This window comes from Terrabacter sp. Soil810, from assembly GCF_001429645.1.
Classification (GTDB): Bacteria; Actinomycetota; Actinomycetes; order Actinomycetales; family Dermatophilaceae; genus Terrabacter.
In genome coordinates this window covers 217,990-243,218 of record NZ_LMSW01000003.1, presented here as the reverse complement: position 1 = coordinate 243,218, position 25,229 = coordinate 217,990, and the positions used below count along the sequence as shown (strand labels likewise).

The 25,229-nt window shown below is 72.9% G+C and carries 22 protein-coding genes; 9 read left to right on the top strand and 13 right to left on the bottom strand.

What is annotated here, in order from left to right:
• Positions 1-10 precede the first annotated feature (10 nt).
• Both ASG96_RS05105 and ASG96_RS05100 read left to right on the top strand, forming a co-directional pair.
• Entirely contained in the window at positions 11-376 is a 366-nt protein-coding gene (locus ASG96_RS05105) for a CrcB family protein (protein ID WP_056760562.1), read from the top strand.
• Entirely contained in the window at positions 373-738 is a 366-nt protein-coding gene (locus ASG96_RS05100) for a CrcB family protein (RefSeq protein ID WP_056760566.1), read from the top strand. The genes ASG96_RS05105 and ASG96_RS05100 overlap by 4 nt, the downstream gene beginning before the upstream one ends.
• Here the strand turns inward: ASG96_RS05100 and ASG96_RS05095 are convergent.
• Entirely contained in the window at positions 731-1,420 is a 690-nt protein-coding gene (locus ASG96_RS05095; RefSeq protein ID WP_056760568.1) for a sirohydrochlorin chelatase, read from the bottom strand. The genes ASG96_RS05100 and ASG96_RS05095 overlap by 8 nt on opposite strands.
• Positions 1,421-1,576: 156 nt before the next feature.
• On the opposite strand from ASG96_RS05095, the gene cobA reads away from it, so the two are divergent.
• Both cobA and ASG96_RS05085 read left to right on the top strand, forming a co-directional pair.
• Positions 1,577-2,647 (top strand): uroporphyrinogen-III C-methyltransferase, encoded by a 1,071-nt coding sequence (gene cobA, locus ASG96_RS05090; RefSeq protein WP_057587032.1) that lies wholly within the window; start codon positions 1,577-1,579, stop codon positions 2,645-2,647.
• A 149-nt stretch (positions 2,648-2,796) separates the two neighbouring features.
• The gene (locus ASG96_RS05085) at positions 2,797-3,930 is read left to right on the top strand and encodes a uroporphyrinogen-III synthase (protein ID WP_057587080.1); all 1,134 of its coding nucleotides are present in this window, start codon (positions 2,797-2,799) and stop codon (positions 3,928-3,930) included.
• On the opposite strand, the gene ASG96_RS05080 is transcribed toward ASG96_RS05085, so the two are convergent.
• Positions 3,920-4,309, bottom strand: coding sequence for a helix-turn-helix domain-containing protein (locus ASG96_RS05080; protein ID WP_057587031.1), 390 nt, complete (start codon positions 4,307-4,309; stop codon positions 3,920-3,922). The two genes, ASG96_RS05085 and ASG96_RS05080, sit on opposite strands and share 11 nt — an antisense overlap.
• Positions 4,310-4,405: 96 nt before the next feature.
• On the opposite strand from ASG96_RS05080, the gene ASG96_RS05075 reads away from it, so the two are divergent.
• On the top strand, positions 4,406-5,284 hold the full coding sequence (locus ASG96_RS05075; RefSeq protein ID WP_057587029.1) for an SDR family oxidoreductase: 879 nt from the start codon (positions 4,406-4,408) through the stop codon (positions 5,282-5,284).
• 87 nt (positions 5,285-5,371) lie between these two features.
• Here the strand turns inward: ASG96_RS05075 and nirD are convergent, their stop codons facing one another.
• From nirD to ASG96_RS05050, 5 genes are read right to left on the bottom strand one after another with little or no spacing between them, the layout of a single operon-like run.
• The gene (nirD, locus tag ASG96_RS05070) at positions 5,372-5,806 is read right to left on the bottom strand and encodes a nitrite reductase small subunit NirD (protein WP_082591636.1); all 435 of its coding nucleotides are present in this window, start codon (positions 5,804-5,806) and stop codon (positions 5,372-5,374) included.
• Positions 5,807-5,824: 18 nt separating this feature from the next.
• The gene (gene nirB, locus ASG96_RS05065; RefSeq protein WP_057587027.1) at positions 5,825-8,380 is read right to left on the bottom strand and encodes a nitrite reductase large subunit NirB; all 2,556 of its coding nucleotides are present in this window, start codon (positions 8,378-8,380) and stop codon (positions 5,825-5,827) included.
• Positions 8,380-9,987 carry an FAD-dependent oxidoreductase gene (locus ASG96_RS05060; protein ID WP_056760581.1) on the bottom strand — a complete coding sequence of 536 codons (1,608 nt, stop codon included), beginning with the start codon at positions 9,985-9,987 and terminating at the stop codon, positions 8,380-8,382. Before ASG96_RS05060 ends, nirB begins: the two co-directional genes overlap by 1 nt.
• Positions 9,984-12,128: a molybdopterin oxidoreductase family protein gene (locus ASG96_RS05055; RefSeq protein ID WP_369813561.1), complete on the bottom strand. Its 2,145-nt coding sequence runs from the start codon at positions 12,126-12,128 to the stop codon at positions 9,984-9,986. Before ASG96_RS05055 ends, ASG96_RS05060 begins: the two co-directional genes overlap by 4 nt.
• Positions 12,125-13,612: a NarK/NasA family nitrate transporter gene (locus ASG96_RS05050; protein WP_200962651.1), complete on the bottom strand. Its 1,488-nt coding sequence runs from the start codon at positions 13,610-13,612 to the stop codon at positions 12,125-12,127. The genes ASG96_RS05055 and ASG96_RS05050 overlap by 4 nt, the downstream gene beginning before the upstream one ends.
• A gap of 250 nt (positions 13,613-13,862) precedes the next feature.
• Between ASG96_RS05050 and ASG96_RS05045 the strand changes: the two genes are divergently transcribed.
• Positions 13,863-14,693 carry an alpha/beta fold hydrolase gene (locus ASG96_RS05045; RefSeq protein ID WP_057587023.1) on the top strand — a complete coding sequence of 277 codons (831 nt, stop codon included), beginning with the start codon at positions 13,863-13,865 and terminating at the stop codon, positions 14,691-14,693.
• 172 nt (positions 14,694-14,865) lie between these two features.
• Here ASG96_RS05045 and ASG96_RS05040 read toward each other — a convergent pair whose 3' ends face one another.
• Together ASG96_RS05040 and ASG96_RS05035 are read right to left on the bottom strand one after the other, a co-directional pair.
• Positions 14,866-15,570, bottom strand: coding sequence for a response regulator transcription factor (locus ASG96_RS05040; RefSeq protein WP_056760588.1), 705 nt, complete (start codon positions 15,568-15,570; stop codon positions 14,866-14,868).
• Entirely contained in the window at positions 15,567-17,039 is a 1,473-nt protein-coding gene (locus ASG96_RS05035; protein ID WP_235509070.1) for an ATP-binding protein, read from the bottom strand. The genes ASG96_RS05040 and ASG96_RS05035 overlap by 4 nt, the downstream gene beginning before the upstream one ends.
• A 124-nt stretch (positions 17,040-17,163) precedes the next feature.
• On the opposite strand from ASG96_RS05035, the gene ASG96_RS05030 reads away from it, so the two are divergent.
• The 3 genes from ASG96_RS05030 to ASG96_RS05020 all read left to right on the top strand — a co-directional run bounded on the left by ASG96_RS05030 (position 17,164) and on the right by ASG96_RS05020 (position 21,252).
• Positions 17,164-18,498 carry a PspC domain-containing protein gene (locus tag ASG96_RS05030; RefSeq protein WP_162262017.1) on the top strand — a complete coding sequence of 445 codons (1,335 nt, stop codon included), beginning with the start codon at positions 17,164-17,166 and terminating at the stop codon, positions 18,496-18,498.
• On the top strand, positions 18,495-19,097 hold the full coding sequence (locus tag ASG96_RS05025; RefSeq protein ID WP_057587016.1) for a hypothetical protein: 603 nt from the start codon (positions 18,495-18,497) through the stop codon (positions 19,095-19,097). The genes ASG96_RS05030 and ASG96_RS05025 overlap by 4 nt, the downstream gene beginning before the upstream one ends.
• Positions 19,098-19,293: 196 nt before the next feature.
• On the top strand, positions 19,294-21,252 hold the full coding sequence (locus tag ASG96_RS05020; RefSeq protein ID WP_057587014.1) for a M13 family metallopeptidase: 1,959 nt from the start codon (positions 19,294-19,296) through the stop codon (positions 21,250-21,252).
• Positions 21,253-21,299: 47 nt separating this feature from the next.
• Here ASG96_RS05020 and ASG96_RS05015 read toward each other — a convergent pair whose 3' ends face one another.
• The 4 genes from ASG96_RS05015 to msrA all read right to left on the bottom strand — a co-directional run bounded on the left by ASG96_RS05015 (position 21,300) and on the right by msrA (position 25,105).
• On the bottom strand, positions 21,300-21,758 hold the full coding sequence (locus ASG96_RS05015) for a GNAT family N-acetyltransferase (protein WP_057587012.1): 459 nt from the start codon (positions 21,756-21,758) through the stop codon (positions 21,300-21,302).
• Positions 21,755-22,219: an SRPBCC family protein gene (locus ASG96_RS05010; RefSeq protein WP_057587010.1), complete on the bottom strand. Its 465-nt coding sequence runs from the start codon at positions 22,217-22,219 to the stop codon at positions 21,755-21,757. The genes ASG96_RS05015 and ASG96_RS05010 overlap by 4 nt, the downstream gene beginning before the upstream one ends.
• A 202-nt stretch (positions 22,220-22,421) precedes the next feature.
• The gene (locus ASG96_RS05005; RefSeq protein ID WP_057587007.1) at positions 22,422-24,260 is read right to left on the bottom strand and encodes a heme peroxidase family protein; all 1,839 of its coding nucleotides are present in this window, start codon (positions 24,258-24,260) and stop codon (positions 22,422-22,424) included.
• A 170-nt stretch (positions 24,261-24,430) separates the two neighbouring features.
• Positions 24,431-25,105, bottom strand: a complete 675-nt coding sequence (gene msrA / locus ASG96_RS05000; protein ID WP_235509069.1) for a peptide-methionine (S)-S-oxide reductase MsrA — start codon at positions 25,103-25,105, stop codon at positions 24,431-24,433.
• Positions 25,106-25,229: the final 124 nt, after the last annotated feature.

Genomic DNA, 25,229 nt, shown 5'->3' with positions numbered 1-25,229 from the left:
GACTGGCGGCATGCACCCGTTCGCAGTGGCCCTCGGCGGCGCCGTGGGCACGCTGCTCCGGCTGCTCCTGACGGTGGGCGGCGACCACGGGGGCGGTTGGGACCCGCGCATCAGCGTCATCAACGTCGTCGGCGCGTTCCTCCTCGGCCTGCTCGTCCGCCTTCCCGTGAAACCCCGCCTGCGCTCGATGCTCGGCTCGGGCGGGCTCGGGTCGCTGACGTCCTTCTCCGCGCTCAGCATCGCCTTCGTCGACGGCACCCCGGGGTATGCCGTCGCGCTCGGCCTGCTGACGAGCATCGTCTTCGGGGTGGCCGCGGCCGCGCTGGGCATGTGGTCGGGCGGTCTGCTCACCGCCGCCGAGCGGGAGACCGCGTGAGCTCGGTCGCGTGGTGGGGCTGGGTGCTCGCCGTGGGGGCCGGCTCGACCGGGGCGCTGCTGCGCACGTGGCTCGTGCGCACGCTGTCGAAGCGCCCGCTGCCCTTCGGGGTGCTCGCCGCGAACGTCGTCGCATCGGTCGTCGGCGGGGTCGTCGTCGCCGACCGCGTCGAGCTCGGCCCGACGTGGACGCTCGTCGTCATCGGCGGCTTCTGCGGCGGTCTGTCGACGCTGTCGACCCTGGCGGCCGACACCGTGGAGCTGTGGCTCGAGAACCGGCGCCGTGACGCCGTGGGCAACGTCGCCGCCAACGTCGCGCTCGGCTTGTTCGCAGCCTGGGGCGCGTGGGCGTTCGTCAGCTGAGGTAGCGCTCGACGACGACGTCGACGAGGGCGTCGGGTGCGGGTTCGTGGGGCAGCAGCAGCGGGGGAGTGACGACGTCGGCGCCGGACCTGCCGGCGAGATCGGCGAAGAACCCGGGGGCGAGCAGGTAGGTCGCGACGACGACCCGCCGACCCGGGATCCGCTGCGCCGCAACGGCATCGGCCAGCGTCGGCTGCGCGGCGGAGAGGTAGCCCGCCACGACGGGGCGCTCGAAGATCCGCGCGAGAGCGGCGGCCACGCGTTCGCAGTCGGCGACCGCGGAGGACTGCGACGACCCGGCGGCGCCGAGCACCACGACGTCGTCGTCACGCAGGCCGGCAGCGACGAGACGGTCGCGCAGCAGATCGGCGAGTCGGTCGTCGGGCCCGAGAGCGGGGGCGACGGTCGTGCCGGGCACGGCGTCGGCGGCCTCCGCCAGGTCGACGTAGACGTGGTAGCCCGCAGAGAGGAGCAGCGGCACCAGCCGGGCGGGGGCGTCGCCCTGCAACGAGGACAGCACGGCGGCCGGGTCCGGTGGCTGCACGTCGACGAACGCCGCCCGGACCGTGAGATCCGGGCGCCGGGCGGCGACCGCCGCGACCAGGCTGCCGATCGCCGACCGGCCGGCGGCCGACGACGTGCCGTGGGCCACGGCCACGAGCACGGGCGCTGGGCTGGTCATGGCCTCACTCTGTCAGGTCCGCGACGGTCGCCGGCGCCCCGACCGGCCCGGCGGGGACGCGTCCACGCGACCGCACCGCACGCGTACGACCGGGTGAGCCGGTCGTTACCGGGCCATCGCGGGACGGAAACGCTGACGAAACACGCGCTTCCTACCGTGGGACCCGACGTGGAACGCGAGCTGCGACGGGAGGCCGCCGTGCTGATCGAGACCGACCTGACGGGACTTCCCGTGCTCGTCGTGGGGCCTCCGGGCCTCACGGCCGCCGTCGTGCGTCGTCACGAGCGAGCCGGGGCCGTGGTGACCGTGGCCGCCTCGCCGCGTGAGGTGACCACGCAGGTGTGCGCCCGCGTGAGGCTCGCCGTCCTCGTCGGGCCGGCGTCGACGTGGGTCACGGTCCGCGACTCGCTCGCGGGCCGGTGCCCCGTCGTCACCGAGCCGGTCCCGGATGCGCCCCGGGGCCGGGTCGTCCTCGTCGGTGCGGGTCCCGGGGGTCTCGAGCTGCTCACGCTCGCCGGGATCCGCGCCCTCGCGGAGGCCGACGTCGTGCTCACCGACCGGCTCGCCGAGGTGGGCGATCTCGCCCGACTCGCGCCCGGGGCCGAGGTGGTCGACGTGGGCAAGCGACCCGGACACCATGCCGTGCCCCAGGACGAGATCGAGCGCCTCATGGTCCAGCGCGCGCTCGCCGGCCTCACGGTCGTGCGGCTCAAGGGTGGCGACCCCTACGTCTTCGGACGTGGCGGCGAGGAGGTCGCGGCCGCCGTGGAGGCCGGGCTGCCGGTGACGGTCGTGCCGGGGATCTCGTCCGCGGTCGGCGTGCCCGGGAGTGCCGGCATACCGGTGACCCACCGCGGCGTCAGCCACGTCTTCACCGTCGTCTCGGGGCACGTCCCGCTCGAGCCGGAGCAGGCACGCTCGCTGGCGGGGCTGGGGGGCACGGTCGTCTTCCTCATGGGCATGCACAACCTCGTCCCACTGACGACGGCCCTGACGCGAGCCGGGCTCGACGCCGACACCCCCGCCGCGGTCGTGGAGCGCGGCTTCTCACCCGACCAGCGCAGCGTCGTCGGGACCCTCGCCACCCTGCCCGACCTCGCGGCACGGGCCGGCGCCGCCTCGCCCTCGGTCATCGTCGTCGGCGAGGTCGTGCGCCAGTCCGCCGTGTGGGCTCGCCGCGTCGGGACCGGGTCCTTCGACGGGCTCGCGACGGGCGTCGTGGCGTGAGCGAGCCCACCGCGCCGACCGAGCCGACCGCCACGGCGGCCGCGCCCGCCGCGCCCGCCGCGCCCGCCGCGCCCACCGCGCCCGCCGCGCCAGCGCGGGCCGCAGGTGTCGCGGATCGGAGCCACCCGCGTACGGCCTGGTCTGCCGAGCTGACGGGTCCCGACACCGACGCCGCCCGCGTGGACTCCACGGGGCCGGTGCTCGACGGCTTCCGGATCGCCGTCACCTCGGACCGGCGGTCCGGCGACCTCATCGACGCCTTCGTGCGCCGTGGTGCCGAGGTGCTCCACGCGCCGGCCGTGCGCATCGCACCCGTCGACGAGGACGAGATCCTCATCGGCGACACCCGCGCCGTCATCGAGAGCCGGCCCGACGTCGTCATCGTCACGACGGCGTACGGCTTCCGCCGCTGGGTCGAGGCCGCGGACGCGGCAGGGCTCGGTGAGGACCTGGCGCGCACGCTCGACCACGCGCGCATCATCGTCCGCGGGCCCAAGGCGCGCGGCGCCGTCCGCGCGGCGGGTCACGACGACGACGGCATCGCCGACGACGAGCGCACCGCGTCGACCGTGGGGCTGGCCCTCGAGGGCGGCGTCGTCGGGCGGCGCGTCGCCGTGCAGCTGCACGGCCACGAGGACGTCGAGCAGCTCGAGCGGCTGCGTTCAGCCGGGGCGACGGTGCTGACGGTGGCGCCCTACCGCTGGGTGCGGCCGACGGACGAGAGCCGGCTCGGACGTCTCGTCGCGGCGGTCGCGGCGCGTGAGGTCGACGTCGTCACGTTCACGTCGGCGCCCGCGGTCGACGGACTCGTCTCTGCCGCAGCGCAGCTCGGCATGGACGGCGTGCTCGTCGATGCCATGCGGTGCGGGGTCACGGCGGCCGCTGTCGGGCCCGTGACGGCTGCGCCGCTGCTCGACCTCGGGGTCACGCCGATCGTGCCCGACCGCTTCCGGATGGGGGCGCTCATCCGCACTGTCATCGAGCACCTGACGCTCAACGGTGTCGCCGAGGTGCAGACCGCGCTCGGGCCGCTCGTCGTGCACGGTCGGGTCGTGACGTTCGGCGGGGAGACGGTCACCCTGGCTCGCGGGCCGCGCGCGATGCTCGCGGCCCTCATGTCCGAGCCGGGCGCGGTGCTGAGTCGCGAGCGGCTGCTCGACGAGCTGCCCGAGGCCGAGAACGAGCACGCGCTCGACATGGCGGTGAGCCGCCTGCGCTCGGCGCTGCCCGACCGCCATCTCGTCCAGACGGTCGTGCGACGGGGCTACCGCCTCAACGTGTAGCGGCCGACGCCTCGGCGTCGCCGACGATCGCCGGGGCGTGGTCGGCGATCCAGTCCATGAGCGGCACCATCCGCTCGGCGAGGTCGCTGCCTCGCGCGGTGAGGGAGTACTCGACGTGCGGCGGGACGACGGGCCGGGCGTCGCGGTGGACGAGCCCGTCGGCCTCGAGCATGCGCAGGGTCTGGGCGAGCATCTTCTCGCTCACACCTTCGGCGCGACGGCGCAGCTCGCTCCACCGCAGCGGCTCGCCCTCGGCGAGGGCGAGGATGACGAGCGTGCCCCACTTGCTCGTGACGTGGTCGAGCACGATGCGGCTGGGGCAGTCGGACGAGAAGACGCCGTCGGGGAAGTGCCGACGCAGGGTGGGACTAACCGTCATGTCAGTACCTTACTTCAAAGTGGGTACTAACTTCTGGGAAGTATGCTCGTGGTGCGGTCGTTCTCGTGGGTGTCAGCCCCACCCGAAAGGAACGTCATGACCCTTCTCGTCACCGGTGCCAGCGGCCACCTCGGCCGCCTCGTCGTCGAAGCCCTCCTCGAGCGCGGCACGCCCGCCGCCGATGTCGTCGCCACCGCCCGCACGCCCGAGTCGATCGCCGACCTCGCCGACCGCGGTGTGCAGGTGCGCCGGGCCGACTACACCGACCCCGCCTCGCTCGACGCCGCCTTCTCCGGCGTCGACCGGCTCCTGCTCGTCTCGGGCAGCGAGGTCGGTCAGCGGGTCGCCCAGCACGCCAACGTCATCGACGCGGCTGCACGCGCCGGAGTCGGCTTCGTCGCCTACACGAGCATCACCCGTGCCGACGCCTCCGACCTCGTGCTCGCCGCCGAGCACCGCGCGACCGAGGAGCTGCTCGCCGCGTCGGAGCTGCCGCACGCCCTCCTGCGCAACTCCTGGTACCTCGAGAACTACACCGGCCAGCTGCCCACGTTCCTCGAGCACGGCGCCGTCATCGGGGCAGCCGGTGCGGGACGCGTCAGCGCCGCGACCCGGGCCGACTTCGCCGACGCCGCCGCCGTCGTCCTCGCCGGTCAGGGTGGCGTGGAGCACGAGGGCGCCGTCTACGAGCTCGGGGGAGACCAGGCGTTCACCCTCGGCGAGCTCGCCGAGACGGTGGGTCGCGTCGCCGGCCGCGAGATCGTCTACACCGACCTCCCGGTCGCCGACTACACGGCCGCTCTCGTCGCGGCCGGCCTCCCGGAGGGGTATGCCGCCGTGCTCGCCGACGGTGACCGCGGCCTCGCCGCAGGTGCCCTGTTCACCGACAGCGGCGACCTGTCGCGTCTCACCGGCCGCCCGACGACCGGCCTCGAGGACGCCCTCCGCGCCGCCCTCGTCGCGCACCCCGCCTGACCCCCGCCCTCAACCGTCGAAAGGCCACGAACCGGACCCCGGTTCGTGGCCTCTCGACGGTTGGAGCGGTGGCGTCTCGGCGGGTGGTCAGGGGAGGGGGACGCCGATGCGGACGGTGCCGGCCTGGACGCGGACGGCATACGTCGGCAGGGCGACCGCGGGGTCGTCGAGGGCGGCGCCGGTACGGAGCGAGAAGACCTGCTTGAGCAGGGGTGACGCCACGGTCGGCTCCCCGCCCCGGTCGCCGGTCAGGCCCCGGGAGAGCACCGCAGCGCGGGCGTACGGGTCGAGGTTGTCGACGGCGTAGATCATCCCGTTCGGCAGCAGGAAGAGGGCCGCCTGTGCGCCCCCCGGCAGCAGCACCGCGACGCCGCGACCCGGCACGAGCGCCGTGACCGGACAGGCCGGCACCCACTGCCTCGCGCCGGGTGGCGGCAGGATGCCCGGCCGCACGGCGCTGCGACCAGCGGACGGCGCGACGTCGACAGGCGGGGCCTCGGGAGGGGTGACGAGTGTGGTCATGATGGGTTCCCTTCGCACTCAGGCGTTCTCGCGGACGGTGGGTAGTCCGAGCAGGACCGGCACCTTGCGCGGGCCCGACTCGTCGAATGCGACCGTGGGATCGGCCTCCTCCGGGGCGTTGACGAACGACACGAAGCGCGAGAGCTTCTCGGGGTCGTCGAGCACGGCCTTCCACTCGTCCTGGTAGCCCTCGACGTGACGCCCCATCGCGGCCTCGAGGTCGTCGGCGATCCCGAGGGAGTCCTCGCACACGACGGCCTTGAGGTGGTCGAGGCCGCCCTCGAGCGCGTCGAGCCACGGCGCGGTGCGCTGGAGCCGGTCGGCCGTACGGACGTAGAACATGAGGAACCGGTCGATGTAGCGCACCAGCGTCTCGTCGTCGAGGTCGCTCGCGAGCAGGCGGGCGTGCGCCGGGGTCTGGCCGCCGTTGCCGCAGACGTAGAGGTTCCAGCCCTTGTCGGTGGCGATGACGCCGACGTCCTTGCCGCGCGCTTCGGCGCACTCGCGGGCACAGCCCGAGACGCCGAACTTGATCTTGTGCGGCGAGCGCAGCCCGCGGTAGCGGTGCTCGAGGTCGACGGCCATCCCGACGGAGTCCTGCACGCCGTAGCGGCACCACGACGAGCCGACGCACGACTTCACGGTGCGCAGGGACTTGCCGTAGGCCTGCCCCGACTCCATGCCGACGTCGACGAGGCGCTGCCAGATCGCGGGCAGCTGCTCGACGCGGGCACCGAAGAGGTCGATGCGCTGTCCGCCGGTGACCTTGACGTAGAGCCCGAAGTCCTTGGCGACCTGGCCGATCGTGATGAGCTGCTCTGCCGTGACCTCGCCACCCGGCATCCGCGGGACGACCGAGTAGGTGCCGTTCTTCTGGATGTTGGCGAGGAAGTGGTCGTTGCTGTCCTGGAGCGCCGCCTGCTCGCCGTCGAGCACGTGGTCGCTGCTCGTCGACGCGAGGATCGAGGCGACGGTCGGCTTGCAGATCTCGCAGCCGGTGCCGGTGCCGTAGCGGGCGATGAGCCCCGAGAAGGTGCGGATGCCGGTCGACGCCACGATCTCGAAGAGCTCGGCCCGGCTCTGCTCGAAGTGCTCGCACAGCGCCTTCGACAGCTCCACACCCGAGTCCACGAGGAGCTTCTTGACCGTGGGCAGACAACCGCCACAGGTGGTTCCGGCGTTCGTGCAGCCCTTGATGGCCGCGAGGTCGCACGCGCCCTCGGCGATCGCGCCGCAGATCGAGCCCTTCGTGACGTTGTTGCACGAGCAGATGACGGCGTCGTCGGGGAGGGCGTCGGCGCCCAGCTCGGTGCCCGCCGGGGAGACGAGGGCGCCGGGGTCGCCGGGCACCTCGCGCCCGACGTACGCCTTGAGCGTGGTGTACGCCGACGCGTCGCCGACGAGGATGCCGCCGAGCAGCGTCTTGGCGTCGTCGCTGACGACGACCTTGGCGTAGGTGCCCTTCGTCGCGTCGGTGTGGACGATCTCGAGGGCGCCGGGCGTCGTCGCCATCGCGTCGCCGAAGGAGGCGACGTCGACGCCGAGGAGCTTGAGCTTGGTCGACAGATCGGCGCCGGGGAACGTCGCCTCGCCGCCGAGCAGCCGGTCGGCGACGACCTCGGCCATGGTGTAGCCGGGTGCGACGAGCCCGTAGCAGCGGCCCTCCACGGCGGCGACCTCGCCGACGGCCCAGACGTTCTCGTCGCTCGTGCGGCAGGCCAGGTCGGTGACGACGCCGCCCCGCTCGCCGACGTCGAGCCCCGCCGCGCGGGCCACGGCGTCGGAGGGCCGCACGCCCGCGGAGAAGACGACGAGGTCGGTGAGCAGCGCCGTGCCGTCGGACAGCTCGACTGCGAGCCGGCCGTCGTCCTGTGCCGCGATCGAGCTCGTGCCGGCGCCCGTGTGCACCTGGACGCCGAGACTCCCGATGAGTCGCTCGAGCACGGCCCCGCCGCCGTCGTCGACCTGGAGCGGCATGAGGCGCGGGGCGAACTCGACGACGTGGGGTGTCAGGCCGAGCAGGCGCAGCGCGTTGGCGGCCTCCAGGCCCAGCAGTCCGCCGCCGACGACGAGACCGTTCGCCGCCCGGCCCTCGGCCGCGGCCCGCTCGATCGCGGACTCGGCAGCGACGCGAATGCCGTCGAGGTCGTCGAGGGTGCGGTAGACGAAGCAGCCCGTCGAGTCGTGCCCGGGGACCGGCGGCACGAACGGGTGGGACCCGGTCGCGATGACGAGCGCGTCGTAGGCGATGACCTCGCCGGCGCTCGTCGTGACGGTGCGGGCGTCGCGGTCGACGTGCTCGGCCCGGGTCCCGAGGCGGAGGTCGACGAGGTCGTCACCGGCATACGTGTTGCCGGCGAGGGCGAGCGACGCGCGGTCCCAGGCCCCGACGTAGGAGGAGAGACCGACTCGGTCGTAGGCCGCCTCCGCCTCCTCGGAGAGGACGACGACCTTCCACGTGCTGTCCGTGTCGCGCGACCGCAGCGCCTCGACGAAGCGGTGGCCGACCATGCCGTGGCCGACGACGACGACGGCGCGGGTGGCGGTGTCCGTCCGGTTCTCGGTGGTGGACATCAGGCGGCTCCTTCGGTCAGGGCGGCGGGTGCCGGCACCGGTTCGGGGGACGGGGAGAGGGGTGAGGCGGTGGGCTGGGGCGACGGGGACGCGTTCGGACCGGTGGGCGCCGCTGCCGGCTCCGCCGAGCGCAGCCACGAGCAGAGGCCGTCGACGGCGCCCTTGCAGGAGCCGCAGCCGGTCGTGGCCCGGGTGGCCTCGGCGACGGCTGCGACGGTCTCGGCACCGGCCCGGAAGGCGCCGACGACGGCGGACTTGGTGACGGTGTTGCACCGGCAGATGACGGCCGTGCCGGGCATCTCGGCGAGGTTGACGCCCTCCGTCGCTCCCGACCTCGTGATCGCGCGACCGAGCATGAGCGACAAGCGATCCCGTGGGACGATCGCGCCTGTGTCGTAGAGCTGGGTCAGGGCGCCGGCCGCATCCCCCACGCCGAGCAGGATGGCGCCGACGAGGCGGTCCTGGCGCAGCACGAGCTTGGCGTAGCGGCCGCGGCTCGGGTCGGTGAAGGCGAGCACCTCGTGGCCCGGATCGTGCACGTCGACGTCGACCGTGCCCATGCTGGCGAGGTCGATGTCGTGGGCCTTGAGCCGGGTCAGGACGCTCGTGCCCTCGTACGTCGCGCCGGGGTCGGCGCCGGTGAGCACGTCGGCGAGCACGCGTGCCTGGTCCCACCCGGGCTGGACGAGCCCCGGTACCTCGCCGCGGTGCTCGGCGCACTCGCCGATGGCGTGGACGTGGGGGATCGAGGTCGCCAGGCGGTCATCGACGACGACCCCTCGGGCGACGTCGAGGCCGGTCGCGACGGCGAGGTCGGTGCGCGGTCGCACGCCGGTCGCGACGACGACGAGGTCGGCGGCCAGGGTCGTGCCGTCGTCGAGGACGACGTGGGCCGTGGCGTCGTCGACGGAGGGGTGTCGTGCGGTGACGAGGCGACCGAGGACCAGACGCGCGCCGATGCCGCGCACGACGCGCGTGAGGACGGCGCCCCCGTCGGCGTCGAGCTGGCGGTCCATCGGAAAGTCCTGGGGGTGCACGACGGTGACGTCCACACCTCGGGCGAGCAGGCCGCGGGCCGCCTCGAGACCGAGCAGCCCGCCGCCGAGCACCACTGCGGTGGAAGCCGACTCGGCTGCCTCGACGATCCGGCCACAGTCGTCGACCGTGCGGAAGGCGACGACCCCGTCGGCCAGCGCGGCGCCGGGACCCGGCGTGCCGGCATACAGCCCCTCGGTCGGTGGGACGAAGCTCGTGCTCCCGGTGGCGAGCACGAGCTCGTCCCAGGCCATGACGCGCTCGACGCCGCCGGTGTCGAGCGTCGCGGTCCGGGCCGCCGCGTCGACCGTCGTGACCCGGGCGCCCGTGAGGACGTCGACGTGCCGGGCGGACCACCAGCCGTCGGGCTTGAGGCGCGTGTCGCGCGGGGTGATGCCTCCGGCGATGACCGTCGACAGGAGCACGCGGTTGTAGGCGGCGTGCGGCTCCTCGCCGACGACCGTGACGGCGAAGCGCTCGGCCTCGGGGTCGCGCTGGCGGATCTCCTCGGCGAGCCGGGCGCCGGCCATGCCGTTGCCGACGACGAGGACGTGTGTGCGGGAGCGGGTCATGCGATGGCCTCCAGGCGGACGGCGCACGCCTTGAACTCCGGCATGCGGCTCGTGGGGTCGAGGGCCGCGTGGGTCAGGGAGTTCGCCCGGGCGTCACCGCCCCAGTGGAAGGGCAGGAAGACGACGTCGGCACGCATGTCCTCGTCGACGCGGACGACGGCGCGAGTGCGGCCGCGTCGGCTGACGACGTCCGTGAGGTCGCCCTCGACGAGCCCGGCGGCCTCGGCCGTGTCGGGGTGCACCTGGACGAACATCTCGCCCGCGGCGGCCGACAGCTCTGCGACGACTCGTGTCTGGGCGCCTGACTGGTAGTGCTGGAGCACCCGTCCCGTCGTCGCGACGAGGGGGTAGTCCGCGTCGTCGGCCTCAGCAGGACCCACGTGGTCGACGGGCACGAACCGAGCGCGGCCGTCGGGTGTCGCGAAGCGGTCGAGGAAGAGGCGCGGCGTGCCCTGGGGGCGCTCGGTGCTGCACGGCCAGTGCAGGCTCTCGCCGGCGTCGAGACGCTCCCACGTCACCGCGGAGTAGTCGGCCGGACCCCCCGCCGAGGCCCGGCGCAGCTCGTCGAAGACGACTCTCGGGTCAGTGGGGAAGCCTGTGCTGCAACCGATCCGGCGTGCCAGCTCGCTCCACAGGTCGAGCTCGCTGCGGCACCCCTCCGGGGCGGTGATGGCCCGACGGCGCCGCAGCACCCGGCCCTCGAGGTTGGTCAGCGTCCCCTCCTCCTCGGCCCACTGGAGCACGGGGAGCACCACGTCGGCGACGGCTGCGGTCTCGGACAGGACGAAGTCCGAGACCACGAGCAGGTCGAGGGCGGCGAGGCGCTCGGTCACGACGCGCGCGTCGGGCGCGGAGACGACGGGGTTGCTGCCGTGGACCATGAGCACGCGCGGGCCGCCCTCGGTGCCCAGCGCCGACAGCAGCTCGAAGGCGCTCCGGCCGGGACCCGGCAGCTCGGCGGGGTCGATGCCCCAGACCGCGGCGACATGGGCCCGCGCGGCCGGGTCGTCGATCCTGCGGTAGCCGGGCAGCTGGTCGGCCTTCTGGCCGTGCTCGCGGCCGCCCTGGCCGTTGCCCTGGCCGGTGATCGTCCCGAACCCGGTGCCGGGGTTGCCGGGCAGCCCGAGCGCGAGGGCCAGGGCGATGAACGCCGTCACCGTGTCGGTGCCGCTCGCGTGCTGCTCGCTCCCGCGGGCCGACAGGACGTAGGCACCGCGCTCGGTGTCGCGGGCGCGAGCCAGCGCCGCCACGGCAGCGCGCATCGTCGTGACCGCGACGCCCGTCACGCGCTCGACCCGCTCGGGCAGCCACTGCGCCGCGATCGGCCAGACGTCGTCGAAGCCCGAGGTGCGCTCCGCGACGAACCCGCGGTCGGCATACCCCTCCGTGACGGCGAGGTGCAGCATGCCGAGGGCGAGCGCGGCGTCGGTGCCGGGGCGCAGCTGCAGGTGCAGACCGCCGCCATCGACCGCCTTGGCCGCGGTGGGCGTCAGGCGGGGGTCGGCGACCATGAGGCCACCGGCGTCGGCAGCCCGGACGAGGTGCGTCAGGAAGGGCGGCATCGTCTCGGCGGGGTTGGCACCGAGGAGCAGCACCGCGTGCGCCGACCCGATGTCGGTGACGGGGAAGGGGAGCCCGCGGTCCAGCCCGAAGCAGCTGATCCCCGCGGCGGCGGCCGAGCTCATGCACCAGCGACCGTTGTAGTCGATCTGGCTCGTCCTCAGCGCCACGCGTGCGAACTTGCCCAGCTGGTAAGCCTTCTCGTTCGTCAGGCCGCCGCCGCCGAACACCGCGACAGCATCCCTGCCGTATGCCGCCTGCGTCCGCACGATGGCACCGGCCACGACGTCGAGGGCCTCGTCCCACGACGCGGGGGCGAGGACGCCGTCCCGTCGCACGAGCGGGGTCGTGAGGCGCCCGGGCGTGCGCAGCAGCTCGGCGCTGGTCCAGCCCTTCTGGCAGAGCCCACCCCGGTTCGTCGGGAAGCGGCGCGGGCTGACGGTGAGGTCCGCTGCCGACGAACCGGTCAGCGTCATCGCGCACTGGAGCCCGCAGTAGGCGCAGTGGGTGGCGACGCCCACCGGCTCGGTGGGCGCTGGCCCACCGAGCTGGTGCGAGGGCATTCTCAGGTCTGTCGTCATCGGCGGTAGCGCACCTTGGTCAAGGTGGCGGCGCCGACGTAGAAGAGGGTGAAGACGACGAACGCGGCCGTGGCCGAGTGGCCGGCGCCCTGGTAGGAAGCCCGCAGCCCGAGGTTGATGAGGACGCCGCCGAGAGCACCGATGGCGCCGGCGATGCCGATGAGGGCGCCGGCCATCGAGCGCGACCACGCCGTGCGCTCGACCGCGGGGCCGGGGATCGACGCGGACCTCGCCTCGAAGAGCGCCGGGATCATCTTGTAGACCGAGCCGTTGCCGATGCCGGAGAGGACGAAGAGGAGCACGAAGCCGCCGATGAGACCGGTGAGCTGCAGACCGGTCGCGGCGCTGGCCGTCACGTCGTCCGAGCGGGCGGCGAGCGTCACGAGGACGCCCGCGACGGTGAGGCCGACGAACGTCCACAACGTCACGGCAGCACCGCCGCGGCGGTCGGCGAGCTTGCCGCCCCACACGCGGCTGACCGAGCCGAGCAGCGGCCCGATGAAGGCGATCTGGGCGGCGTGCAGGCTCGCGGCCGAGGTCTGGGCGGGCGTCGGCGCGGCCCCTCCGGTCATGCCGGCGAGGAACGTCTGGTTGAGCACCTGCCCGAAGGCGAAGCCGAAGCCGATGAACGAGCCGAAGGTGCCGATGTAGAGCAGCGAGATGAACCACGAGTCACGGTGGCGCAGCACCTCGAGCATGGCCCTGGGGTTGGCCGTCTGGTGGTCGAGGTTGTCCATGAAGAGCGCGGCGCCGATGCTGGCGACGGCGAGCAGCACGAGGTAGATGGCGCACACGACCTCCGGCCGACGGTTGCCGAGCGTCGCGATGACGAGGAGCCCGACGAGCTGCACGACGGGGACGCCGATGTTGCCGCCACCGGCGTTGAGCCCCAGGGCCCAGCCCTTCATCCGCTGCGGGTAGAAGGCGTTGATGTTCGTCATCGACGAGGCGAAGTTGCCGCCGCCGAGACCCGCGAGCCCCGCGATGAGCAGGAAGGTCGTGAACGAGTGCCCCGGGTTGACCATGAGCCACCACGTGAGGGTCGTCGGCACGAGGAGGGCGAAGCCGCTGATGATGGCCCAGTTGCGGCCCCCGAACCAGGCCGTGGCCATCGTGTAGGGCACCCGCAGCACGGCGCCGACGAGTGTCGGCACGGCCACGAGGAAGAACTTGTCGGCCGCGGTGAAGCCGTAGACGGCCTGCGGCATGAACAGGACCATGACCGACCAGATCGACCAGATCGAGAAGCCGATGTGCTCCGTCGCGACCGACCAGATCAGGTTGCGACGGGCGACGTCCTTGTTGCCGGCCTCCCAGGCCGCCGTGTCCTCGGGGTCCCAGTCGCGGATGACCCGCGTGCGCGGGGCGGTGAGCTCACGGAGGCGGCCGGGACGTTCGGGCGCCGGTGCGAGAGCGGTGGGTGCTGAGGTCTCGGCGGCGCTGCCGGTCGTGCTGTCGGTCGTGCTTCCGGTGGTGGTGCTCACGGGGTTCCTCCTGGGCTGCTCGAGCCGAGCGGGACGGTGTCGGAGTGAGACGGGCTGGGGTCGCTGCGAGAGCGTGACGCTCACGCTAGGGAGCCGGTGTTGCCGGTCGCCCGGTCTGCTGTGACCCCGCGGTTACGGCCGCCTCACGGATGTCCGGCGACCCCGTGAGGTCACGCACGGAGGTCGGCTGCGGCCGCCTCACGGCCGACCCGGAGCGGCGTGAGGCGGCTCGCCGCGTAGGCTCGCGGTCATGACGCCGGCTGCTGACCAGGCCTTTCTCAACACCCTGTCCGTGGGCACCGCCGGGCCCCGGATCGCCTTCCTCCACGGCCTCTTCGGCCAGGGCCGCAACTGGAACCAGATCGCCAAGGCCGTGAGCGGCCCCGACGGCGCCGACGCGCGGTGTCTGCTCGTCGACCTCCCCGACCACGGCCGGTCACCGTGGTCGCAGGAGTTCTCGCTCGACGCGTACGCCGACGCCGTGGCCGCGACGCTCCGTGCCGAGGGCGACGGGGATCGGTGGGCCGTCGTCGGCCACTCGCTCGGGGGCAAGGTCGCGATGGTGCTCGCCCTGCGTCACCCCGAGCTCGTCGAGCGGCTCGTCGTCGTCGACATCGCGCCCAAGGGCTACGGTTCGCTCGAGCGTTTCGAGGGCTACATCCGCGAGATGCAGGCGCTGCCGCTGGCCGAGCTGACGAGCCGGGGCGACGCCGAGGCCCGCTTCACCGAGCCCGACCCGGGCGTCAAGGCGTTCCTCCTGCAGAACCTTCGGCGTGACGGGCAGGCGTGGCGCTGGCAGGTCAACCTCGACCTCGTTGCGGGTGACGCGGCGTTGGGGGTGGACTCACGCATCGCGGACTGGCCCGACGACCTCGACGAGCTCCCGGCCTACGAGGGTCCGGTGCTGTGGGTCGCCGGCGGCGACTCGCGCTACGTCAGGCGCGAGGACGGCGAACGCATGCGTCGGCACTTCCCCCGCACCCGCCTGTTCACCATCAAGGGGGCCGGGCACTGGGTGCACACCGACGCCCCAGAGATCATCGTCACCGCCCTGCGCCGTTTCGTCGCCGACCCCGCCTGACGGCATACGCCCTGTCACGCTCACATCGCGAACGCTGCGCTCGGTGGCGAACTCACTGTTCTACCAGCGCTTTCGCGACCGAACGCTGCGTTCGGTGGCGAACTCTGTGTTCTACCAACGCTTTCGCGACCGAACGCTGCGTTCGGTCGAGGGCGCAGGAGGAAGCGGCAGGTCAGAGGAGGCGGCGGCCCATGGCCCAGGCCGTCAGCTCGTGGCGTGAGCTGAGCTGGAGCTTGCGCAGCACCGAGCTGACGTGGGTCTCGACGGTCTTGACGGAGATGAAGAGCTCCTTCGCGACCTCCTTGTACTGGTAGCCGCGCGCGATGAGGCGCATGACCTCGCGCTCGCGAGCCGAGAGACGGTCGAGCTCCTCGTCGATCTCGGCGACCTCACCCGCGGTGGCCCCGAATGCGTCGAGGACGAAGCCGGCGAGGCGCGGGCTGAAGACGGCGTCGCCGTCGGCCACCCGTCCGATCGCCGTGAGCAGCTCCTCGGCGCTGATCGTCTTGGTGACGTAGCCGCGGGCTCCGGCGCGGATGACGGCGATGACGTCCTCGGCGGCGTCGGACACCGACAGGGCGAGGAAGCGCACGGGCACGTCGGCGCCCGACTGGACGCCGGCGCAGGCGCGGATGACGTCGGCGCCGCCGTGACCGTCTCCGCCGGGGAGGTGCACGTCGAGGAGCACGACGTCGGGGCGCTGTTCGGTGATGACCTTCACCGCCGACTCGACCGCCCCGGCCTCACCGGCGATCTCGAGCGTGAACGCCCCGGCCCGCGGCGTCGCCGCGAGGGTCGTCAGCTCGGCACGCACACCGGTGCGGAACATGTGGTGGTCGTCGACGATGACGATGCGGATGGTCCGCGGGTCGGTCATGAAGCCTGCTCCTGCGTCTCGGGGTCCGGCGTGCTGCCGGTGGTCGTGCTGGGTGTGGTGCCAGGTGCGGTGGGCGCGGCAGGGGCACCGGGCGGGGCGGGAGTGGTCGCGGCCGCCTCGGGCTCGTGCGGCTGGCGCACGGGCAGGCGCAGCTCGACCTCGGTGCCGTCGGCACGCCGACGGATGCGGGCCGTGCCGCCGTGACGCTCCATCCGGCCGATGATCGACTCGCGCACCCCGGCGCGGTCGTCGGGCACGGTGTCGAGGTCGAAGCCCGCGCCGTGGTCGCGGACGAACGCCTCGACGGCGTCGGGTCCGACCTCGACGTAGGCGCTGACCGGCGGGCTGGCGTGGCGCACGGCGTTCCACGTGGCCTCGCGGACGGCCTTGACGAGCGCGTCGAGGTGCTCGTCCATGGGTCGGTCGCCCGTGACGACGAGCTGGACGGGCACGCCGTGGAGGTCCTCGACCTCGCCCATCGCCGCGGTGAGGGCGGCGCCCAGCGTGCCGGCACGCGCGTCCTCGTCGTAGAGGTAGCTGCGCAGCTGTCGCTCCTGGGCCCGGGCGAGCCGTGCGACGGTCGCGGCGTCGCCGGACTGGCGCTGGATGAGGGCGAGGGTCTGGAGCACCGAGTCGTGCAGGTGGGCGGCGATGTCGGCGCGCTCGGTGGCGCGGATACGGGCCGCCTGCTCGAGGCGCAGGTTGCTCCACAGCCGCAGGATCCACGGCGCCGACAGGACGGCCACGCCGACGAGCGCGGCGAGCACGGCGCCCGCAACCTGCCACAGCTCGGTGAGTTTCGTGCCGCGCACGAGCAGGCCGACGAGGCCGAGGATGGTCAGGCCCAGGCCGACGACGAGCCAGATCCAGCGGACCGGCCGGCGGGCCCCGATGGCGTCGGTGTCGTCGAGCTGCGACCAGAAGAAGATCGCGCCGATGACGATGGCGACGACGGGCAGGATGAGCTCGGCATGCACGTCGAGACCGGCGCCGCCGAGCCAGAGCGCGCCGGCGACGGCCAGGGCGGCCACGCCGAGCAGCGTGATGACGACGGCCTGGTTGCCGCTGCGCAGCCAGGTGCGCATGGCGGCGAGGTCGACGTGGTGCTGGGTGCGGACCGTGCTGGCGGTCGTCGGCGTCGTGGCACCGCCTGCGGTGGCCGGGTCGGCGACCGGGGCACCCGGCGCCGGCGAGAGGGTCGGGGTTGAGGCAACGGCCGGGTCGACATCACCGACCTCGCGCATCGTCGCCCAGAGGAAGACGTAGACGACGAGCCCCGCGCCGAAGGGGATGCTCGTCAGGACGAGCACCACGCGTACGGCGACGACCGGCACCCCGAGGTGCTCGGCGAGGCCCGCGGCGACCCCTGCGATGACCTTGCCCTGTCGCTGGCGCACGAGCGGAGGCCGTGGCGTCGCCCGCCAGGCCGGGCGCGCGGGGCCCGTTCCGTTCTCGTATGCCGTCTGCACCGTTCCATCCTGACCCACTCCGCGGCCGAGGGCGACCATCCCGGCCCTCTTTGGGGGTCGCGTCAGGGTGCGCTCAGGGTCGACCCTCATGGTTGCGGGGAGTTCGGGGCGCCACTGTGGGGACATGACGAAAAGCAATGACGCCCCTCCGCAGGGGCACGGCCTGGACGGTTTCTACACCGCTCTGCGACGCCCGGGGATCGTGCGCCGGAGCGACGGTCGCTGGTTCGCCGGCGTCGCGACGGGCCTGGCCCGCTGGCTCGGCGTCGACCCTCTCGTCGTCCGAGCGGGCTTCATCCTCTTCTCCATCTTCTTCGGGATGGGCGTCGCCCTCTACCTCGTGCTGTGGCTGCTCATGCCGGACGAGCGCGGCGAGATCCACGTCGAGCGCGCGCTCAAGCACGGTGAGGGCCACTCGATCTTCCTCCTCGTCGTCACGGCGATGGCGGTGCTCGGCGGCGGCCCCTGGTGGGGTGGCGACTCGAGGGGCTTCCGCTTCTTCGGGTTCGTGCTCCTCATCGTGGGTGCCTCGTGGTTCGCGACCCGGACCGCCAGCGGCCGCGAGCTCATGGCCCAGGCGCCCTGGAGGAACCAGGGCCCCGGTGCCCCCGGCGCGACGACGTCCGTCGACCCCGTGACCGGTGAGGCTGTCACGCAGCCCGGCGGCGGGACCCCGGTCCCCGCGGCCGCTACGGCCTACGGCTCGACGGGCAACGCGGCCGCCAACGCCGGCGCGACCCTCGCCGCACCCCGCCCGGCCGCCCCGACGCCCGTGCGGGAGCGGACCCCGTCGATCGGCTTCGCCGGTGGGCTCCTCGTCCTAGGCCTCGCCATCGTCACCGGTGTCGTGCTCTCGTCGGTCGCGCAGGCAGCCGGATGGTCCGGCAACCCCGTGGCCGTCGGGATCGCCTCCGGCCTGGGCGTGCTCGGGCTCGGCATCCTCGTCGCCGGCCTCGCCGGCCGTCGGTCCGGAGGCCTCGCGTTCTTCGCCGTGACCGGCATGATCGCGGCCGCGGCCACGACCGCCGCGCCCATGGGGCTCGCGCACCCCTGGCAGGCGGGTGACCGCACCCACACGGTGACGTCGATGACCCCGCCGCCCGCCTTCGAGCTCGGCCTCGGCCAGATGACGGTCGACCTGCGCGACGCGAACTGGAAGAGCACGCTCGGCACGGACACCGTGACGACCACGATGGGCGTCGGCGAGCTCGACCTCGTCGTCCCCGAGGGTGTCAACGTGAAGGTCAACGCCACGGCGCGTGCCGGCGAGATCGTCGCGACGGGCCCGACGGTGGCCGGCGACGGCATGCAGCGCCTCGGCCCGGACCAGGTCCAGCACGAGGGCACCGGCTGGACGCAGACGGTCACGTTCGGAGACGCGACGAAGACCCCCGAGATCGTCGTCGACGCCGAGCTCGGCGTCGGCCAGATCAAGATCACGACGGCGAGCGCGTCATGAGCACCGGCCCGCAGGACCCGAGGAACGACCCGGGCGCCGACCCGACGAACCAGCCGACGACCAACGCAGCGGAGAGCAGCGACATGACGAGCAACGACACCCCGGACCCGACAGCGGAGCACCGCGACCCGATGGCCGACCCGATGGCCGACCCGATGGCCGACCCGGCCCCGGCGCCGACGCCGGACCCGACGGAGACCACGACGATCCCCGCCGCCTCGACGCGGGCGCTGCCGACGGCGACCCCCTTCCGCGTCGAGCCCTCGACGCCGGTGCCCGACGACGCCGTCCTCGAGGGAGCCCGCCTTCCGCACCTGCCGCCGCCGACGACCTCCGTGCCCGACCCGTCGTGGCCGGCGCCCGCCGTGCCCCAGCCGGCCCCGCGCCCGGCCCTCGTGACGGTCCGCAAGGGACCGCGCCCCGGGTCGATCATGCTGGGGCTGCTGACGATGCTCGTGGCGGCCTACCTCCTCGTCGCCAACCTCACCGACGCCGACCTCAGCTTCCGGATGGTGGGTCCGTCGATGATCGGCGCCTTCGGCGGCATGCTGCTGCTCGTCGGGCTCGCCGGCGTCGTCGCGGGCCGGCTGCGGCGCTGACCCACCCGTCGAGTCACCACCCGCCGACGCCACGACCCGCCGACGCCACGACCCGCCGACGCCACGACCCGCCGACGCCACGACACGGCATACCTGCTCGCGGCGGTCGCCGCGCCCGGCGTCGGCGGGCGTGACTAGGCTCGGCAGCACGCTCGCCGGTGAGGTCCGGCACTGGCAAAGGGGAGACAACGTGCTCATGAAGTCCGGCATCACGCTCGAGGGGTTCGACCGGTCCACCAGACCCCAGGACGACCTGTTCCGGTTCGTCAACGGCACGTGGCTCGACACGACGGAGATCCCGGGCGACCGGGCCCGCTTCGGCACCTTCGACATCCTGCGCGAGGAGTCCACGGCGCGGGTGCGCGACCTCATCGAGGAGGCGGCGGCCGACGAGGGGAGCGCGCTGGGCACTCCGAAGCGACAGGTCGGCGACCTCTATGCCAGCTTCACCGACACCGACCGCATCGAGGAGCTGGGGCTCTCGCCCCTGCAGGTGGTGCTCTCGGAGGTCGCGGCCGTCGACGACGTCGACTCCCTCGGCGCGGCGCTCGGTCGCCTCGCCCGTGACGGCGTCGCCGGCGCCCTGCAGCACTTCGTGTCGCCCGACGAGCGCTCGCCGGAGGACTACGTCGTCTACCTCGAGCAGGCCGGCCTCGGCCTGCCCGACGAGTCGTACTACCGCGAGGAGAAGTACGCCGACACCCGCACGGCCTACGTCGCGCACATCGGGAGGCTGCTCGCCATCGCCGGCATCCCCGACGCCGACGCCAGGGCCACGCGCATCATGGCGCTCGAGACGCTCCTCGCGGCGTCGCACTGGGACACCGTGAGCAACCGGGACGCGATCAAGACCTACAACGCCCACACGCTCGACGAGACCAAGGCGCTCTCACCCCAGTTCCCTTGGGACGCATGGCTTTCGGGCCTCGGGGCGCCTGCGGGCTCGTTCGACAAGGTCGTCGTGCGCCAGCCGAGCTTCGTCACCGGCCTCGGTGCGGCCCTCGAGTCCACCGACGTCGCCGACTGGCGCTCGTGGCTGACGTGGCACGTCCTCTCGGAGTTTGCGTCGGTGCTGCCGCAGTCGTTCGTCGACGAGGACTTCGACTTCTTCGGTCGCACGCTCTCGGGGCAGCCGGAGAACAAGGAGCGGTGGAAGCGGGGCGTCGCGGTCGTCGAGTCGTGCGTCGGTGAGGCCGTCGGCCAGCTCTACGCCGAGCGGTGGTTCCCGCCCGCGGCGAAGGAGCGCATGCAGGAGCTCGTCGCCAACCTCGTCGAGGCCTTCCGGAGGTCCTTCTCGTCGCTCGAGTGGATGGGCACCGACACCCGCGCCCAGGCCGTCGCCAAGCTCGACGCGTTCACGCCCAAGATCGGCTACCCCGACGTGTGGCGCGACTACTCCGCGATCGAGATCGACCCGGCCGACCTCGTCGGCAACGTGCGCCGCAGCACGGCCTTCGACGTCGACCGCAACCTCGCGAAGATCGGTGCCCCGATCGACCGCAGCGAGTGGTTCATGCTCCCGCAGCACGTCAACGCGTACTACATGCCGTCGATGAACGAGATCGTCTTCCCGGCGGCGATCCTCCAGCCGCCGTTCTTCGACCTCGAGGCCGACGACGCCGTCAACTACGGCGGCATCGGCGCGGTCATCGGCCACGAGCTCGGTCACGGCTTCGACGACCAGGGCTCGCGCTACGACGGCACCGGGGCCCTGCGTGACTGGTGGACCGAGGCCGACCGTGAGCGGTTCGACGCGTTGTCGCAGCGGCTCATCGAGCAGTTCAGCGGCTACACGCCGGCGGGGCTGTCCGACGACCACAAGGTCAACGGCGGGCTGACCGTCGGCGAGAACATCGGCGACCTCGGTGGCCTTCAGATCGGCTACTCCGCTTATCGCATCGCCACCGAGGGCAGCGGGATGACCGAGCTCGACGGCTTCACCGGGCCGCAGCGCTTCTTCATCGGCTGGGCCCAGGTCTGGAAGGGCAAGGCCCGCGAGGCCGAGGCCATCCGGCTGCTCGCCATCGACCCGCACTCGCCCCAGGACGTGCGGGGCAACGCCGTGCGCAACCTCAGCGAGTTCCACGAGGCCTTCGCGGTCAAGCCGGGTGACGCGCTGTGGCTCGAGGAGGACCAGCGGGTCCGCATCTTCTGAGCGGCCCCGTGTCGTGACGACCGACCCCGTGGGCAGCGCCCGCGGGGTCAGTCGTCGAGCTGGAGCTTGAAGCCGACGTGCGAGGCCACGAAGCCGAGCCGCTCGTAGAAGCGGCGGGCGTCGGTGCGGCTCGCGTCGCTCGTCAGCTGCACGAGGGTGCACCCGAGCCGGCGCGACTCCTCGACCGCCCAGGTGACGAGCTCGGTGCCGAGGCCGGTTCCGCGTTCAGGGCGGGCCACGCGAACACCCTCGATGACGGAGCGGGTGGCGCCCCGTCGCGACAGCCCCGGGATGACGCTGAGCTGGAGCGTGCCGACGACCGTGCCCTCGCGCTCGGCGACGACGAGGTGCTGTCCGGGGTCGGCCACCACCCGGTCGTATGCCGCGTGGTACGTCCGTGGGTCGCCGAGGTCCTCGCGGGCGGCGCCGAGCGGGTCGTCGGCCAGCATGGCCACGATCGCCGGCACGTCGTCGCGGACGGCGTCCCGGATCACCAACGGGCTCATGCGTTCTCGGCGGTGCGCTTGAGCTGCGCGAGGCCCTTCTCGAAGTCGGGACCGACGAGCTTCTCCATCGACCACACCTTGCTCATGAGGCGCATGACGACGTTCTGGGGCCCGGTCATGGCCCACTCGACCCGGGTGCCGTCGCCGTCGGGGGTCATGGTGAAGTCGACGCGGTTGTGCGCCTTCATCGGGGCGGCGAAGAGCAGGTCGACGGCGACGTGCTGGGGCTCCGACTCGAGGATCTCCATGCGGCCCTCGCCCGCCTTGCTGTTGCCGCGCCAGGCGTAGACGGCACCGACGCCGGCCGCGGGGCCGGTGTAGGCGCGCTCCATCGCGGGGTCCAGCCCCTCCCAAGGGGACCACGCCTGCCACTCGTGGAAGTCGTTGACGAGAGCGTGGATCCGCTCCGGCGGTGCGGCGATCGTCGTCTCGCGGCTGATGTGGAAGCTCTTGTCGGCCATGGCGGCATCCTGCCATCGCCGCCGCGTGGCCGGGGGCGGCACGGCTGGGTCGGCTCTTCGGTCAGGAGCCGCACAGGTCCCGACATCACCGAGTCGGAGGGATATCCGATGATTTCGGGACCTGTGGCGGCTCCTCGACACCCTGGGCCGAGGGTTCGCGCGGCGGGCGCCCTGGGCAAGCCGCTCCAGGTCGCCGTGTCGCTCAGGGCAGGTTCATCCGGGTGAAGGTGACGAGGTCGGCGAACGTGAACGCCCCCGCGGACGCCCCCGGGAGGATCGGCACGAAGCCGCCGAGCTGGTTCACGAACGAGTCAGGGTCCCTCTTGAGCATCCGGGCGAACGTCTCGGCGACGATGCGCGCGCCGACGGGGCCGAGACGGTTCCCGCCCTTGAGCACGGCTGCCTCGCGGAGCACGTAGTACCAGAGGGGCGTCCTCGTGAGCAGGACTCCACCTGCGGCGGAGAGGGCCGCCTGCTCGGGGGCCGGGAGACCCGCCGTGAGCTGTGCGGCCGTGAGCGGCGTGATCCCGAAGGCCCGGGCCACGCCCTGACCGCTCGGCAGGCCGAGTGCCAGGCCGCGCAGCAGGTTGCGCACGGCGAGCATCTCCATCATCCCGGTGAAGCCCGGCAGGTGCTCGAGACCCGCTGCGATGCCGGTGTCGATCTTGCGCGCCTTGTTGAAGACGGGCACGGGTATGCCGGTCGGGAAGAAGGCGTTGAGGTCGACGACCCAGTTGCTCCGGACGGGCAGGTGCGGGTTGCGGTTGAACTGGAAGACCTGGGCCAGCGTGCCGGCCGGGAAGTTGAAGTTCAGCCAGTAGGTGTCCCGGATCATGCTGTGCCCGAAGCGGTAGGCCGCGACGGAGAACTCCACAGGCATCCGGAAGGCGCTGTTGGGTGGCGCCGAGACCGACGTCATCGCGCTCGTGACCGCCGTCGGCCCGCAGACGGCCCGGAGGAAGTCGTGGACGACGGCCCACTGGTAGTGGTGCGTGACGATGCGCTTCGCCTCGACGAAGACGTCCCCGCTGAAGCCGCTCGCCAGCACTGCGTCGACGACGGCGTTGTGGAAGCGCAGCATCGTGTGGTGCAGCTGCACGACGACGAGGTTCTCGTCGTTGCGGGGGTCGCCGATGATCGCCGTGTGGGCCGACCCGAGCAGGCGTGGCACGTCACGGTCCGCGTGCTGCACCATCCCCACCGACCCACCGGGACCACCGGGCCCGCCGGGGCCGCTGGGCAGGTTGGTGCCGAGCTGCATCTTGATGGCGCTGGGGTTCGCGCCCGGGCCGGGCATGTCGTAGAGGAAGGGGTCGAGGGCGGGCCCTCGACCGTAGACGCTGTCGAGGTCGAGCGACGGCGAGCGCATGTTGTGGATCGTGTTCGCATCGGTCGAGATGTCGAGCGAGGACGAGACGTCGAGCGTGATGTCGTGGTCGATGAACTGACCGGCATACGTCATGCCGGCGTCGATGGTCGAGTCGGCGATGGGGGCGTCGCGCCCCGGGGCGGCCATGGCGGTGCCCAGGGCGGTGAGCAGACCGCGGTTGGCCGCGGTGAAGGGCAACCGCGTGGCGCTGCGGGTTCGGGCAGTCGTGAGATAGCCGAAACGGTCACCGCAGGGCCGGCGCACCTGCGGCCCCGGGAAGTAGGCGAGCGAGTACTTGGATCCGTGCGTCGAGCGACGCCCGGGCTGCAGCGCTGTGACGGACTGTCGGATCTCGTCCGGCAGCGTCGCCAGGGGCACGGGCGCCTCGGGCTCGATGCGCGCGGCCAGGGCCTGGACCGAGGCATGGACGTGTGCCGGGTCCGTGGTCTCGGCCACGGGATCGGACGTGTTCGTGCTCGCGGGACCCGTGTCGTCCTTCGTCCTCATCGAGCGCTTGGTCGTCCGCGTCGTCTGCCCGTGGAGCTGCTGGTCGAGGAACGGCTGCGACGGGACGTCGAGCCCGACGTCGGCCACCGCCTTCGGGACGTTCGCGGCTGCGGGCTGCTCGGATGACCCCTGGTCGGGCCGTGGCCCGTTGGACGTCGTTGCCATGGCAACTCCCCTTGTCGTCATGGTCGGTCCCGGAATGGTCCGACCTCAGGGACAGAGGCTCGAGCTGGCCGTGTGGATACGTCTCCGCCCGGACCGTCCTGCACGACGAACGCGCCCACCGGGGGGTGGGCGCGTTCCCGTGGTGCGGTTTCGCCGGGCGGTGGTCGCGGTCAGGCCGGCGGAGCGATGTCTTGCTGGGCGGGCAACTGGTCCTGGCGGACAATGCCGACCGGGCACGTCATGCCGTTGGGGCCGTGGTTGCAGTAGCCGCCGGGGTTCTTGTGCAGGTAGCCCTGGTGGTAGTCCTCGGCGAGGTAGAACGGGCCGGCGTCCTCGGCCGGGCGGATCTCGGTCGTGATCTGCCCGAAGCCGTTGTCGTCCAGCACCTTCTGGAACGCCTCGCGCGTCGCCTCGGCGGCGAGGCGCTGCCCCTCGGTCGTCCAGTAGATCGCCGAACGGTAGGCGGTTCCGACGTCGTTGCCCTGGCGGTTGGACGTCGTCGGGTCGTGGTTCTCCCAGAACGCCTTGAGCAGCAGCTCGGGAGAGGTCATCTCGGGGTCGTAGACGACGCGGACCGTCTCGGCGTGCCCGGTGCGACCGGTGCACGTCTCCTCGTACGTCGGGTTGGGCGTGTAGCCGCCCATGTAGCCGGCGGCGGTCGAGACGACGCCGTCCTGCCTCCAGAAGATGCGCTCGACCCCCCAGAAGCAGCCCATCGCGACGTAGAGCACCTCGGAGCCCTCGGGCCAGGGACCCTCGAGCGGGGTGCCGAGCACGACGTGCGTGGGGTTCACGGCATACGGGCGTTCCGCGCGACCCGGGAGGGCCTCGTCGCGGCTGGGCATCTGGGACTTCCTACCGAATCCGAACACCATTCCAGTGTCACATCCTTCGTGCGGGGAGGGTCTTACGTCCCTGTAACGCCCGCGACCGCGTGCGTATGCCGGGTGGCGCGGTCCGGACAAATCG

Coding starts and splice junctions, on each gene's coding strand:
- ASG96_RS05015 (WP_057587012.1), bottom strand. CDS start 21,758: ATGAGCCCGTTGGTGATCCGGGACGCCGTCCGCGACGACGTGCCGGCG.
- ASG96_RS05095 (WP_056760568.1), bottom strand. CDS start 1,420: ATGACCAGCCCAGCGCCCGTGCTCGTGGCCGTGGCCCACGGCACGTCG.
- ASG96_RS05010 (WP_057587010.1), bottom strand. CDS start 22,219: ATGGCCGACAAGAGCTTCCACATCAGCCGCGAGACGACGATCGCCGCA.
- ASG96_RS05080 (WP_057587031.1), bottom strand. CDS start 4,309: ATGACGGTTAGTCCCACCCTGCGTCGGCACTTCCCCGACGGCGTCTTC.
- nirB (WP_057587027.1), bottom strand. CDS start 8,380: ATGTCCACCACCGAGAACCGGACGGACACCGCCACCCGCGCCGTCGTC.
- ASG96_RS05005 (WP_057587007.1), bottom strand. CDS start 24,260: ATGGCAACGACGTCCAACGGGCCACGGCCCGACCAGGGGTCATCCGAG.
- ASG96_RS05060 (WP_056760581.1), bottom strand. CDS start 9,987: ATGACCCGCTCCCGCACACACGTCCTCGTCGTCGGCAACGGCATGGCC.
- ASG96_RS05055 (WP_369813561.1), bottom strand. CDS start 12,128: ATGACGACAGACCTGAGAATGCCCTCGCACCAGCTCGGTGGGCCAGCG.
- ASG96_RS05040 (WP_056760588.1), bottom strand. CDS start 15,570: ATGACCGACCCGCGGACCATCCGCATCGTCATCGTCGACGACCACCAC.
- ASG96_RS05105 (WP_056760562.1), top strand. CDS start 11: ATGCACCCGTTCGCAGTGGCCCTCGGCGGCGCCGTGGGCACGCTGCTC.
- msrA (WP_235509069.1), bottom strand. CDS start 25,105: ATGCCCAGCCGCGACGAGGCCCTCCCGGGTCGCGCGGAACGCCCGTAT.
- ASG96_RS05030 (WP_162262017.1), top strand. CDS start 17,164: ATGACGAAAAGCAATGACGCCCCTCCGCAGGGGCACGGCCTGGACGGT.
- ASG96_RS05020 (WP_057587014.1), top strand. CDS start 19,294: ATGAAGTCCGGCATCACGCTCGAGGGGTTCGACCGGTCCACCAGACCC.
- ASG96_RS05025 (WP_057587016.1), top strand. CDS start 18,495: ATGAGCACCGGCCCGCAGGACCCGAGGAACGACCCGGGCGCCGACCCG.
- ASG96_RS05075 (WP_057587029.1), top strand. CDS start 4,406: ATGACCCTTCTCGTCACCGGTGCCAGCGGCCACCTCGGCCGCCTCGTC.
- nirD (WP_082591636.1), bottom strand. CDS start 5,806: ATGACCACACTCGTCACCCCTCCCGAGGCCCCGCCTGTCGACGTCGCG.
- ASG96_RS05045 (WP_057587023.1), top strand. CDS start 13,863: ATGACGCCGGCTGCTGACCAGGCCTTTCTCAACACCCTGTCCGTGGGC.